The sequence below is a fragment of the Microbispora sp. NBC_01389 genome, assembly GCF_045040095.1.
GTDB lineage: Bacteria > Actinomycetota > Actinomycetes > Streptosporangiales > Streptosporangiaceae > Microbispora.
Window position 1 is genome coordinate 5,175,690 of sequence record NZ_CP109552.1, and the last position, 13,482, is coordinate 5,189,171.

Consider the following 13,482-nt stretch of genomic DNA (forward strand, 5'->3'; position numbering starts at 1 on the left):
CAGCCGTTCGGAAGGCGCCATCCATGACAAACCAGGACAACCGCGTTCTCGACGCCCTGAGGACCTCGCTGAAGGAGACCGAGCGGCTGCGGCGTCAGGTGGCCGCGTCCCGGGAGCCGGTCGCCGTCATCGGGATGAGCTGCCGCTACCCGGGCGGCGTCACCAGCCCCGAGGACCTCTGGCGGATGGTGTCCGCCGGCGAGGACGCGATCGGCGGGTTCCCGGACGACCGCGGCTGGGACCTGGCGAACCTGTTCGACGACGACCCGGACAGCCACGGGCACAGCTACGCCCGTGAGGGCGGGTTCCTGGACGGCGTCGCCGGGTTCGACCCCGAGTTCTTCGGCATCTCACCCCGGGAGGCGCTCACACTGGACACCCAGCAGCGGCTGCTGCTGGAGACCTCCTGGGAGCTGTTCGAGCGGGCCGGGATCGACCCGGCGTCGGTCCGGGGCAGCCAGACCGGCGTCTTCACCGGTGTCATGTACAACGACTACGCCGTACGGGTGCGGCCCGTGCCCAAGGAGGTGGAGGGACACCTGGGCAACGGCAGCGCCGGCAGCCTCGCGTCCGGGAGGGTGGCCTACACCTTCGGTCTGGAGGGGCCCGCCATCACCCTGGACACCGCGTGTTCCTCCTCGCTCGTGGCGATCCACCTCGCCGTCCAGGCGCTGCGCCGGGGCGAGTGCGCGCTGGCGCTCGCGGGCGGCGTGACGGTGATGTCGACCCCCGTCCTCTTCGTGGAGTACAGCAGGCAGCGCGCGCTCGCCCCGGACGGGCGCAGCAAGCCGTTCAGCGACGACGCCGACGGCACCTCGGGAGCCGAGGGCGCCGGGCTGGTGCTGCTGGAACGGCTGTCGGACGCCCGGCGCAACGGCCACCGGGTGCTCGCGGTGATCAGAGGCACCGCCGTGAACCAGGACGGCGCGTCCAACGGCCTGACCGCGCCGAACGGCCTCGCGCAGCAGCGGCTGATCCGGGCGGCGCTGGCGGACGCCGGACTCGCGCCCGCCGACGTCGACATGGTGGAGGCGCACGGGACGGGCACCCGTCTCGGCGATCCCATCGAGGCCCAGGCCCTGATGGCGGCGTACGGTCAGGACCGGGAACGCCCGCTGTTCCTCGGCTCGGTGAAGTCGAACATCGGCCACACCCAGGCCGCCGCGGGCGTCGCCGGTGTGATCAAGACGGTCGAGGCGATCCGGCACGGCGTGCTGCCCAGGACCCTCCACGTCCGTACGCCCAGCTCACGGGTGGACTGGTCGGCGGGTGCGGTGTCGCTGCTGACCGAGCCGGCCGAGTGGCCGGGGACCGACCGGCCGAGGCGCGCGGCGGTGTCGTCGTTCGGCATCAGCGGCACCAACGCCCACGTCATTTTGGAGCAGGCCGACGAGCAGCCGGACGGGCAGCGCGGCGAGCAGGCAGACGAGCCGTCCGGTGAGTGGTCCGCCGATGCGCCCGGAGAGTCGTCCCGGGAGGCGCTCGCCGTGACCGGGCCACGGAGGCCGGGGACGCCGGAGTCGTTCGCCTGGCCCGTCTCCGCACACGACGAGCCCGCCCTGCGCGGGCAGGCCGACCGGTTGCGCGCCTTCCTGGCGGAGTCGGACGCGTCCGCCGCCGACGTCGGGTGGTCGCTGGCGACCACCCGGTCCTCGCTGGAGCACCGCGCGGTGGTGCTCGGGCCGGATCGCGCCGGCCTGGCCGACGGCCTCGCGGCACTGGCGGAGGGCAGGCCGGCGCCCGGCGTCGTACGCGGCCGGGTGGCCGAGGGCGGCGTGGTCTTCGTGTTCCCGGGTCAGGGGCAGCAGTGGGCGGGGATGGCGGCGGGGTTGCTGGCGGAGTCGCCGGTGTTTTCGGCGCGGGTGGGGGAGTGTGTGGCGGCGTTCGAGCCGTTGGTGGATTTCTCGTTGTGGGAGGTGCTGCGCGGCGGCGGCGACGGTGCCGGTGGTGCGGGGGCGCTGCTGGAGCGGGACGAGGTGGTGCAGGCGGCGTTGTTCACGGTGATGGTGTCGCTGGCGGAGGTGTGGCGGTCGGTGGGGGTGGTGCCGTCTGCGGTGGTGGGGCATTCGCAGGGGGAGATCGCGGCGGCGTGTGTGGCGGGGGCGTTGAGCCTGGAGGACGCGGCGCGGTTGGTGGTGTTGCGGGGTGGGCCGATCCGGCGGGTGTTGGCGGGTCGTGGGGGGATGGTGTCGTTGGGGTGTTCGGCGGGGGAGGCGGAGGTGTTGCTGGGGCGGTGGGGTGGGCGGTTGGTGGTGGCGGCGGTGAACGGCCCGCGGTCGTGTGCGGTGTCGGGGGAGTTGGGGGCGCTGGCGGAGCTGACGGCCTTCTGTGAGGGGTCGGGGGTGCGGGTGTCTCGGGTGGCGATCGAGTATGCGTCGCATTCGCCGCAGGTGGAGGCGGTGCGGGAGCCGTTGGGTGAGGCTTTGGCCTGGGTGGAGCCGCGTGAGTGTGGGGTGGGGGTGTATTCGTCGGTGACGGGGGGGTTGGTTTCGGGGGAGGAGTTGGGTGGGGGGTATTGGTTTGAGAATTTGCGGCGGCCGGTGGATTTCGCGGGTGCGGTGGGGTCGTTGCTGGGTGATGGTTACGGGTTGTTCGTGGAGTGTGGTGCGCATCCGGTGCTGGGGTTGGGGTTGCGGGGGATTGTCGAGGAGGCGGGGGTTGAGGCGGGGGTGGTCGGCTCGATCCGCCGGGGCGACGGTGGATTCGCCCGGTTTTTGACTTCGGCGGCCGAGGCATACACCCACGGCGCCCCGGTCGACTGGCCCGCCCTCCTCGGCGGCGGGGGCCGGACGATCGACCTGCCCACGTACGCGTTCCAGCGCCGCCGGTTCTGGCTCGACGCCCCCGCCCGGCGGGAACGGGACGCCGCGGGGCTCGGCCTGTCCGAGCCCGGCCACCCGCTGCTCGACGCCGCGGCGCCGCTGCCGGCGTCCGGCGGCTTCCTGTTCACGGCGAAGCTCTCCCTCGGCACGCATGCCTGGCCGGCCGACCACGCGGTGCACGACGTCCCCCTCCTGCCCGGGACGGCGCTCGTCGAGCTCGCCCTGCACGCGGGCCGACAGACCGGCTGCGACCTGCTCGAAGAGCTCACGCTGCAGTCACCCCTGGCCCTTCCGCGCGACGGCGGGGTGCGGCTGCAGGTCGTCGTCGACGCGCCGGACGACGCGGGACGCCGCAAGATCGTCGTGTACTCCCTTGACGAGAACGAGCCCGACGACGCGGGCTGGACGACGCACGCCGTGGGCTTCCTCTCGTCCCGGCCGGGCGGCGAGGCCGTCTCGCTCACGCGCTGGCCGCCGCCCGCCCCCGAGCTCGACGTCGACGGCCTTTACGACCGTCTCGGCGACAGCGGATTCCACTACGGCCCCGCCTTCCGGGGGCTGCGCCGGGTGTGGAGGCACGGGGACGAGACCTACGCTGAGGTGAGCCTGGCGCGGGACGCCGCCTTCGACGCGGCCGCCCCCGATGGGTACGGCCTGCACCCGGCCCTGTTCGACGCGGCGCTGCACGCGATGTTCGTCGGCCGTGACGGGGACGGCGCGCCGGCGCCGCGGCTGCCGTTCTCCTGGACGGACGTCTCCCTTCACCGGTCGGGTGCCAGGGATCTGCGCGTCCGCATCGTGCGGCGCGGCGAGGAGGCGTGCTCGCTCGACATCTGCGACGCGCGTGGCGTGCCCGTCGCCTCGGTGGGGTCCGTCGTCGCCAGGCCATTCTCGGCCGACCGGCTGCCCGGGACGCGCGCCCCCGGCGCCGACTGCCTCTTCCGCCCGGAGTGGGTGCCGGTGGATGCGCCGCCCGCCGCCGGGATCCTCTTCGCCGGCGACCTCGACGACGTGCCCGAGGAGGTGCCCGGCGCGGTCGCGATCGAACTGAGCCCTGCCGAAGAAGAGGCGGCTGATGGGAAGGGGGCTGACGGGGACGGGGACGCGGCGTCGGCCGCTCGCGTCAACACGCGCCGCGTCCTCGCCCTGGCGCAGCGGTGGCTGGCGGAGGAGCGGTTCGCGGACGCGAAACTGGTCGTCGTCACCCGGGGCGCGGAGGGCGACCCGGGGCAGGCGGCGGTGTGGGGGCTGATCAGGGCCGCGCAGGCCGAGCATCCCGGCCGGTTCGTGCTCGTCGACGTCGATGACACCCACGACCATGATCACACCCACGACCATGACCGCGGCCACAACTATGACCACGGCCACGGCCAAGGCCGCGACAACGACCGCTACCGTGACCATGACCGCGACCGCGACAGGTCCGCGGTGGCCGCGGCGGTGGCGACGGGAGAACCGCAACTGGCCGTGCGGAACGGCAGGCCGTACGCTCTGCGGCTGACCCGGGTGCGGGAGGCGCCCGCCGCGCCGTCCCGCCCGCTCGACCCCGAGGGCACGGTGCTGATCGTCGGCGGCAGCGGCGGCCTGGGCCCGGTGGTGGCCCGGCATCTGGTCGCCGCGCACGGCGCGCGGCACCTGCTGCTCCTGTCTCGCCGGGGGTCCGGGGCGCCCGGGGCCGGGGAGCTCGCCGCCGGCCTCGCCGAGGCGGGCGCGTCGGTGACGTTCGCCGCGTGCGACGCCTCCGACCGCGGGGAGCTGGAGAGGGTCCTCGCGGGGCTCGACCACCCGCTGACCGCGGTGATCCACGCCGCGGGGGTGGTCGACGACGGGGTGATCGAATCACTGACCCCCGAACGGATCGACACGGTGTTCGCGGCGAAGGTGGACGCCGCGGTGAACCTGCACGAGCTGACGCGTGACGCCGACCTGTCCGCGTTCGTCCTGTTCTCCTCGGCGGCGGGCACGTTCGGCGGGCCGGGCCAGGGCAACTACGCCGCGGCCAACGCCTTCCTCGACGCGCTCGCGGTCCGGCGGCGGGCCGCCGGCCTGCCCGCGACGTCGCTGGCCTGGGGTGTCTGGGCGGAGGCCGGCGGGATGGCGGGCCGCGCGGGCGAGGCCGGCGGGCGGGGCCGGATGGCCCGCAGCGGGGTCCTGCCGATGTCCGCCGAGCTGGGCCTGGCGTTGTTCGACGCGGCCGTCGCCCGCGACGACGCCGTCCTGGTGCCGATCCGCCTCGATCTCGGCGAGGTGTCGTCCTCGCTGCTGCGCGGCATGACCCGGAGGCGGACGGCGGCCGCGCCCGTGGCGGCGCAGTCGCTGGCGGACCGGCTGGCGGCCATGCCCGCGGCGCGGCGGGACCGGACCCTCACCGACCTGGTCCTCGGGCACGTGACGACGGTGCTGGGATACGAGCCGGGCACCGCCGTCGATCCCGCCCAGTCGTTCAAGAACCTCGGGTTCGACTCGCTGCTCGCGGTTGACCTGCGCAACCGGCTCACCGAGACGACCGGGCTGCGGCTGCCCGCGACGCTGGTGTTCGACCACCCCACGCCGGCGGATCTCGTCGCCTACCTGCGGCCACAGCTACTGGCGGACGAGCCGGACCCCGACGGGCCCGGCGCGGCCGGGGCGCTGCTGGCACGGCTCGACGACCTGGACGAGGCTCTCGGCTCGCCGGCCGTGACAGACGCGGAGCGGGCGGCGCTCGTCGCCCGGCTGAAGGCCCTGACCGCCAGGCACGCCGCGGGCGCGGCCGGCGCCCCCGCGGTCGGCTCGACGGTCGTCGACGACGCCACCGACGACGAGATGTTCGCGCTGATCGACAGGGCGATCGGCACCGCCTCCTAGTGCGCTGTCCGCCAACGTTCACCGGGGCGGAGGGAGCGGAGCGGAAGGGAGCGAGGACCGCAGCGAAGGCCCAGCGAAGCGGGCTTCGCGAGGACCGGAGGTTCCTTCCGGCGCAGTGACCGACCAGGCCGGCGCAGTGACCGACCAGGCCGGCGCAGTGACCGACGAGGCCAAGTTCGTGAGACACCCCACTAGGCCTGTTCCCCGGGCCCGCTCCCAGGCCTGGCACCGCCTACCAGGTGCACCCGACGACGTCATGAATCCGGAGGAGACTGATCGTTTTGCGTGTCTTGTTCACATCGTTCGCCCTGGACGCCCACTATCTCGGTTCCGTCCCGCTGGCCTGGGCCCTGCGCGCCGCCGGGCACGAGGTGCGGGTGGCGAGCCAGCCCGCCCTCACCCGTACGATCACCGCGGCCGGGCTGACCGCCGTACCGGTCGGCGACGACCGGGAGATGAGCGGGGCGATGTCAGGCGTCGAGGTCGACGACGCCGGCACGCCGTGGAACGCCGTCGACCTCGACCCCGCCCGCCCCGAGGTGCACTCCGCCGAGTTCGTCGGCGCGCTCCACGACATGCTGCCGAAGGCGTTCTTCGCGCACGTCAACGGCGACGCCATGATCGACGACCTGGTGCGGTTCGCCCGATACTGGCGACCCGACCTGGTGATCTGGGAGCCGTTCACGTTCGCGGGCGCGATCGCCGCCAGGGCGGCGGGGGCGGCGCACGCCCGGCTGCTGTGGGGTGCGGACCTGTTCCTCGACCAGCGGGTGGCGTTCCTGGGCCACCTGGCCGGCCGGCCGGGCGGGCCGCACCGCGACCCCCTGGCCGACTGGCTCACCGAGGTGCTCGACCGCTATGCGCTGACCTTCGACGAGACCGTGGTCCGCGGGCACTGGACGATCGACCAGATGCCGGTCAGCATCCGGCTGCCGCTCGGCGAACCCACGGTGCCCATGCGCTACGTCCCGTACAACGGCACCTCGGTGCTGCCCGGCTGGCTGCGCCGGCCGCCGGACCGCCCGCGCGTGTGCGTGACCGTGGGACTGACCGCCAGGGACGGCGCGGACTACCTCGTCGGCTCCCTCGCGGGGCTGTTCGACGCGATCGGCGACCTGGACGTCGAGGTCGTCGCGACCCTCAACGCCGAACAGCGCGAACGGGCCGCGATGTTGCCGGACAACGTCCGCGCCGTGGACTTCGTCCCGCTGCACGCGCTGCTGCCCACCTGCTCGGCCATCGCCCACCACGGCGGCGCGGGCACCTGGTCCACGGCGGCCGCGTGCGGCGTGCCGCAGTTCGTCTTCCCCTCGGTCTGGGACAACTTCTACCGGGCGCGGCGGACCGCCGAGATCGGCGCCGGGCTGACGGTCCCGCAGGACGCGCTGACTCCGGCCGCGCTGCGCGGCGGGCTGGAGCGGCTGCTGTCGGAGGAGCGGTTCGCCGACGGCGCCGAGCGGCTCCAGGCCGAGATGGCGAGTGACCCGAGCCCGGCCGACGTGGTGCCCACCCTGGAGAAGCTCACCGCGCGGCACCAGGAGTTCGACGCGTGACCACGTACGACGACCGCCGGCATCCGGGAGGATCCCCATGCGAGTACTGATCGTCGCGCTGGGCACGATGGGCGACGTCGCGCCGTACACGGGCCTCGCGGCCCGCCTGGGGGACGGCGGGCACGAGGTCGCCGTAGCGGCCTATCCCCGGTTCGCCGGCATGGTCCGCGCCACCGGCGCGGAGTTCCGGGAGGTCTCCGGCGACCCGGCGGCGGCCGGCGGGTGGACCCAGGCCGAGGACGGCAGGCAGGCGATCCGGAGCATGCGGGAGACGGTGCTCGAACGCGGCCGGGCCATCCTCGACGCCGCCCGGTCCCGGCGACCGGACGTCCTGCTGCTGTCGCTGCCCGCGATGCCGGGGCTTCAGGTCGCCGAGAGCCTCGGGGTCCCCTGCGCCGGCGTGTTCCTCGACCCGCTCTATCCCACCGCGGAGTATCCGCCGACCTACCTGCCGATCAGCCGCTCGCTGGGGTCGTGGGGCAACCGCACCGCCCACCACCTCATGAACGGCGTCTTCTCGCTGCTGCTGGACGGCGCGACGAACCAGTTGCGTGCGGGGCTGGGACTGCCCGCGCTGAGCCGGCGGGAACTGGCCCGGCAGATCGCGCGGACGCCGGTGCTGCACGGGATCAGCCCGGCCGTGCTGCCCCGGCCGGCGGACTGGCCGGAGACGATGGAGATGTCCGGCTACCTCTGGCCGGCGGTCGCGCCCGGCTGGCGGCCGCCCGCGGAGCTCGCGGACTTCCTCGCCGCGGGGCCGCCCCCGGTCTTCGTCGGCTTCGGCAGCCGGAGCATGTCCGGGCAGGAGGCCGAGAGGATCGCCGGGATCGTCGGCGAGGCGCTGCGGCGCACCGGGCGGCGCGGCGTGCTCCAGGCCGGGTGGGCCGGGCTGACCGGACACTCGGACGACGTGCTCACGATCGGCGAGACGCCGCACGAGTGGCTGTTCCCGAGGACGGCCGCGGTGGTCCACCACGCGGGAGCCGGCACGACCGCGGCCGGGCTCCGCGCCGGCGTGCCAACCGTGACCATCCCCATCCTCGGTTCCCAGCCGTTCTGGGGCGGCCGGGTCGCGGCGCTGGGCGCCGGTCCGGCGCCGGTTCCGTACCGGAAGCTCAGCGTCGACCGCCTCACCGGGGCGATCTCCGCGGCCGTGTCCCGTCCCGCGCACCGGGCGGCGGCAGAGGCGCTGAGCGGGCGGATCGCCGCCGAGGACGGCGCCGGGAGGGTCCTCGCGGCGCTCGACCGGCTGGCCGGCCGCGCCGCGGCCGACGGCCGGACGTGAGACGCGCGAGGAGGCCGGGGCGCCGGCAGCTTCTCCGCCGTTTCTGCCTGGTTCCGCGGGGTGCGGGGGTGAATGATCCCGCCAGGCGGAATCTTTCTCCGCTGTCTGTTTTGATCTGGGGGCACACGTGACCGTCTTCCATCCGTACGACGTCGCCGCCTTACGGGCCGAGTTTCCCGCGCTCAGGGCGGGCTCGGCCCATTTCGACGGCCCCGGCGGCCCGCAGGTGCCGCGGGCGGTGATCGACGCGATCGTGGAGGCGATGTCCAGCCCGCTCGCCAACCGGAGCAGCAACACCACCGGCGGGCGCAACGCGGACGCCATCGTCGTCCAGGCCCGGCAGGCGCTCGCCGACTTCTTCGGCGCGGACCCGGGCGGCGTCGTGTTCGGGCGGAACGCCACCCAGCTCGCCCACGAGTTCTCCCGGACGCTGGCCAAGACCTGGGCCCCCGGCGACGAGGTGGTGGTGACCCGGCTGGACCACGAGTCCAACATCCAGCCCTGGGTGCTGGCGGCGGCCCACGCCGGGGCGACGGTCCGGTGGGCCGACTTCGACCCGGAGACCGGCGAGCTGACGGCGGACCACGTGCGGCGGGTCCTGTCGGACCGGACCCGCCTCGTCGCCGTCACCGCCGCCTCGAACCTGATCGGCACCAGGCCGCCGATCCGGGAGATCACCCGGCTGGCGCACGAGGCGGGCGCGCTGTGCTACGTCGACGCCGCCCACTACAGCGCACACGTCAGCGTCGACTTCGACAGCTTCGGCGCCGACTTCGTCGCCTGCTCCGCGTACAAGTTCTTCGGGCCGCACCTCGGCGTGCTGGCCGCGCGGCCGGAGCTGCTGCGCACCCTGAGTCCCGACAAACTGCCGGCCGCGACCGACGTCGTCCCCGAACGCTTCGAGCTCGGCATCCTCCCGTACGAGGTGCTCGCCGGGGTCCGGGCGGCGGTGGACTTCCTGGCCGGGCTGAGCCCCGTGCGGGCGGCCACCCGCCGGGAACGCCTCGTGGCGGCGCTGGGCGCGATCGAGGCGCACGAGGACGCGCTCCGGCTCCGGCTGGAGCGGGGCCTCGCCGAGCTGCCCCGGGTCACGGTGCACTCCCGGGCCGCCCTCCGTACGCCCACCCTGTTGCTGACCGTCGAGGGACACGACCCCCGGGACGTCTCGCACCACCTCGCGGCCCTCGGCATCGACACCGAGTCGGGCACCTTCTACGCCGCCGAGGCGTCCCGGCGGCTGGGCCTGGGCGACCGGGGCGGGGTGCGCGTCGGGCTCGCCCCGTACAACGACGACGACGACATCGACCGCCTCCTCGCCGGCCTGGCGGCGTACGTGCGCGACCGCGTCCCGCCCGGGCGGGAGCGAGACCGGCTTTTCGTAACCCCCTGACCTCGTTCGCGCACTTCTTCTCAACGATCGGAATCACCCTTGACCGAGACACTCCTCGACGACGTGTGGGTCCGCCGCTACCACGACGGACCCGGGGCGCACGGACCCGGCGGGCCCGCCACCCTCGTCTGCTTCCCGCACGCGGGCGGATCGGCGAGCTACTTCTCCACGCTGTCGGGCCTGCTGCGGACCAGCCACCGGGTGCTGGCGTTGCAGTACCCCGGACGGCAGGACCGGCTGCGCGAGCGCTGCCTGTCCACCATCGACGAACTCGCCGACGAGGCCTTCACCGCGCTGGAACCCCTCATGGGCGGCCCGGTCGCGCTCTTCGGGCACAGCATGGGCGCGATGATCGCCTTCGAGGTGGCGACCCGGATGAAGCGGCGGCGCGGCCTCGACCCCGCGGCGCTGTTCGTGTCGGGCAGGCGGGCCCCATCGCGGGACCGCGACGACGAGATCGTGCACCTGGGCGGCGACAGCGCTCTCGTCGCCGAGATGAAGCGGCTGAGCGGCACCGACGCGCGCGTCCTGGACGACCCGGAGGTGGTCGAGATGATCCTGCCGGCGCTGCGGAGCGACTACCGCGCGGTCGAGACCTACCGGTACCGGCCCGGGCCGAGGCTCGGCTGCCCCACGATCGCGCTGACCGGCGACGACGATCCCAAGGCGGGCGCGGACGAGGTCGACGCGTGGCGCGAACACACCTCCGGCGAGTTCCGGATGCACGTGTTCCCGGGCGGGCACTTCTACCTGAAGGAGCACTGGACGGCCGTCGCCGACGTCATCGCCGGACAGCTCGGCCGGGCCCGCCCGGACCAGCCTCGGTGAGGGCCGGTGCGGGGGCCGCCGTGGACGAGCCCGCCGGCGTACGCGCCCCGCGACGGACCGCCGCGACCATCGCCGGCTCCTGGCCGGTGCTCGCCGTGGCGGGCGCGCTCGCCCTGGCGCTCGCGCTGACCGGCGGGCGGTACGGCTACTTCGGCGACGAGCTGTACTTCTGGGCCGCGGGTCACCATCTCGACTGGGGATACGCCGACCAGCCCCCCTTGCTGCCGCTGCTCGCCCGGGCGATGGACGTCGTCGCTCCGAGATCGCTGGTGGTGATGAGGATTCCCGCCCTGGTGTGCGCCGTGGGCGGGGTGCTGTTCGCCGCGGCCGTCGCCCGTGAGATGGGCGGCACCCGCCGGGCGCAACTGCTGACCGCCGCCGCCGTCGCCGGGTCGCCGGTGCTGGGCGCGGGCGGGCACGTGCTCGCCACCACGCCCGTGGACACGTTCCTGTGGATCGTCGTCACCTGGCTGCTGGTCCGGTGGATCCGGCTGCGTGACGACCGGCTGCTGCTGTGGTCCGGGCTGGTCACCGGCCTCGCGTTGCAGGGCAAGTACACGATCGTGTTCTTCTGGCTGGTCGCGGGCGTGGCGATCGCGGCCGTCGGGCCGCGCGACCTGCTGCGGCGACGGCCGTTCCTCGTCGGCATGGCGGTGGCGGCGCTGTCCTGCGTCCCGGCCATGCTGTGGCAGGCCCGCAACGGCTGGCCCCAGCTGGAGCTGGGCGGCGTGCTGGCCGGGGAGCACAGCCCGGCCGGGTTCTTCCTCCTGCTGCTGGGCTCGGCGGGCGTCCTCGGCACGCCGCTGCTCCTGTACGGCCTGTGGCGCGCGTTCCGGACGCCCGAGTATCGCTTCCTCGGGTGGGCTCTGGCCGGGTTGGTGCTGGTGTTCGTCCTCACCTTCGGCGCCGGCTACTACGTGACGGGGCTGTTCGCGGCGCTGTGGGCGGCGGGCGCGGTCGGCCTGGACCGCGTACGCGGCCGGTGGCCGGTATGGGTGGCGTGGCCGCTGGCCGTGCTGTCGGCGGCCATGGTGCTCGCGGTGCTGCCAGTGCGGCCGGTGGAGACCCTCGCCGGGCAGGACGGCGCGGAGAACCTCGTCAACGCCGAGAGCGTCGGCTGGCCGGAGCTCGCCGACGCGGTGGCCGGGGCGTACCGGGCCCTGCCGCCGGAGGTCCGGAGGCGCACCGTGGTCGTCACCGGCCACTACTGGAGCGCGAGCGCGATCGAGCGTTACGGCCCCGCACGCGGGCTGCCGCACGGCTACAGCCCGCACCGGGGTTTCTGGTACTTCGGCCCGCCCCCCGACGACGCGACGGTCACGCTGTACGTCGGCGACCCGCCGGCCCGTCTGCGCGACTCCTTCACCCGGGTCCGCCGCGTCGCGGCGGTCGACAACGGCCTGAACGTGAAGAACACGTTCCAGGGCGCCCCGATCTGGCTGTGCGAGGACCAGCGGGAGCGGTGGTCCGCCCTCTGGGGACGGCTCCGCGTCCTGTAGCCCGGCCGGCCCGGCGGCACGCGCGCCAGGCCGGCCGTCACGCGGGCCCGCTCACGATCGGGGCGGCCGCGCCATCGTCCGTTCGGGTTCGAGACCCAGCCCGTCGCCCCCGGCGAGCATGTCATCGCAGACCCGGTGGAAGTGGGTGATCAGGCACTCGCGTTCGTTGAAGATGTTCTGCCGGTACGCCGACGACCGGGCGACGGCCGCGACGTTGACCCACTCGTCGACGTCCTGCTGCACCACGGCCTTGATGCCCTCCCAGAACATCTCCGCGAGGTCCTGGTAGTCCTCGTCGTCCGTGTCGTACTGCAGTTCCCACGCCTCGAAGCGGGTCCTGTTCACGCCGAGCGGCACCGAGCGGAAAAGCTGGGTGTGCACGTTGTGGCAGTTGAAGACCGCGCTGGGGAACAGGTTGTAGTTGCAGATCGCGAGGGAGGTGTGGTCGAGCGTCCGCCCTAGCTCCTCCAGCACGCCCATCAACGGCACGACCATCATGCCGTTGCGGCCGAAGACGTCCATGGTCGCCTGCCGGGCGTCCTTCACGTCGGCGGCGGGGATCTGGTGCAGCGCCTGCGCGTGGTAGAACTCGCTGAAGGCGTCGATGACGACCTTCCAGTTGACGTCGACCTCCCATTCGACCTTCTCGACGAGCTTCATGTCCTCCATGCGGAAGGCGCCGAGGTCGCCGGCGATCTCCGGGCCGATCCAGTCGAGCAGCGGCCCCGCCACGCCCGGCCCGGCCAGGACCGCCCACACCCAGCCACCCCACTCGTCGAGTTCGACGGCGGGGGAGCACAGGCCGTCCAAAGTGGCGCGGTCGAAGTCGGGGCGATCCGGAACGCCGATCACCCTGCCCTCGACGTCGTAGGCCCAGTTGTGCCAGCGGCAGGTGAACCGGCGTGCCCCGACGCCGTTATCGACCACGATCCGGGTGCCGCGATGCTGGCAGACGTTGTGGAAGCCGGCCAGGCCGCCGTCCTTGCGCCGGGTGACGACGATGCTCTCCCCGTGGCCCTCCCACACGTGGTGGTCGCCGGGACCGGGGATCTCGCTGGAGCGGCAGATGATCTGCCAGCTCCGGTTGAGGACCCGGAGCCGTTCCAGCTCGAAGCGTTCGGGGTCCCGGTAGACGTCGGCGTCGAGCGTCGACGGCCCGATCGGCGGCACGTTCGGGATCCCGGGGCCGAAGCGGGCGGGCAGATCGCCGCGGGTGGGTTTGAAGACCACAGTCGGACCTCCGTCGGTCTGAGCACGA

General features: G+C 74.0%; 7 protein-coding genes. 6 read left to right on the forward strand and 1 reads right to left on the reverse strand.

The window, feature by feature from the left end:
- Positions 1–23: 23 nt before the first annotated feature.
- The 6 genes from OG344_RS23190 (at position 24) to OG344_RS23215 (ending at position 12,224) form a co-directional block, all read left to right on the forward strand.
- Entirely contained in the window at positions 24–5,669 is a 5,646-nt protein-coding gene (locus OG344_RS23190) for an SDR family NAD(P)-dependent oxidoreductase (RefSeq protein WP_405084868.1), read from the forward strand.
- Between the two features lie 281 nt (positions 5,670–5,950).
- Complete coding sequence (locus OG344_RS23195) at positions 5,951–7,222, forward strand: activator-dependent family glycosyltransferase (RefSeq protein WP_405084869.1); 1,272 nt, start codon at positions 5,951–5,953, stop codon at positions 7,220–7,222.
- A gap of 37 nt (positions 7,223–7,259) precedes the next feature.
- The gene (locus OG344_RS23200) at positions 7,260–8,507 is read left to right on the forward strand and encodes a glycosyltransferase (protein ID WP_405084870.1); all 1,248 of its coding nucleotides are present in this window, start codon (positions 7,260–7,262) and stop codon (positions 8,505–8,507) included.
- Positions 8,508–8,634: 127 nt separating this feature from the next.
- Positions 8,635–9,897: a cysteine desulfurase-like protein gene (locus OG344_RS23205; RefSeq protein WP_405084871.1), complete on the forward strand. Its 1,263-nt coding sequence runs from the start codon at positions 8,635–8,637 to the stop codon at positions 9,895–9,897.
- 39 nt (positions 9,898–9,936) lie between these two features.
- Complete coding sequence (locus OG344_RS23210; RefSeq protein ID WP_405084872.1) at positions 9,937–10,725, forward strand: thioesterase II family protein; 789 nt, start codon at positions 9,937–9,939, stop codon at positions 10,723–10,725.
- 20 nt (positions 10,726–10,745) lie between these two features.
- Entirely contained in the window at positions 10,746–12,224 is a 1,479-nt protein-coding gene (locus OG344_RS23215) for an ArnT family glycosyltransferase (protein WP_405084873.1), read from the forward strand.
- Positions 12,225–12,275: 51 nt separating this feature from the next.
- On the opposite strand, the gene OG344_RS23220 is transcribed toward OG344_RS23215, so the two are convergent.
- Complete coding sequence (locus OG344_RS23220) at positions 12,276–13,454, reverse strand: aromatic ring-hydroxylating dioxygenase subunit alpha (protein WP_405084874.1); 1,179 nt, start codon at positions 13,452–13,454, stop codon at positions 12,276–12,278.
- Positions 13,455–13,482: the final 28 nt, after the last annotated feature.

Excerpts from the sequence above, each read along its gene's own strand:
- OG344_RS23200 (WP_405084870.1), top strand. The coding sequence starts at position 7,260 with ATGCGAGTACTGATCGTCGCGCTGGGCACGATGGGCGACGTCGCGCCG.
- OG344_RS23190 (WP_405084868.1), top strand. The coding sequence starts at position 24 with ATGACAAACCAGGACAACCGCGTTCTCGACGCCCTGAGGACCTCGCTG.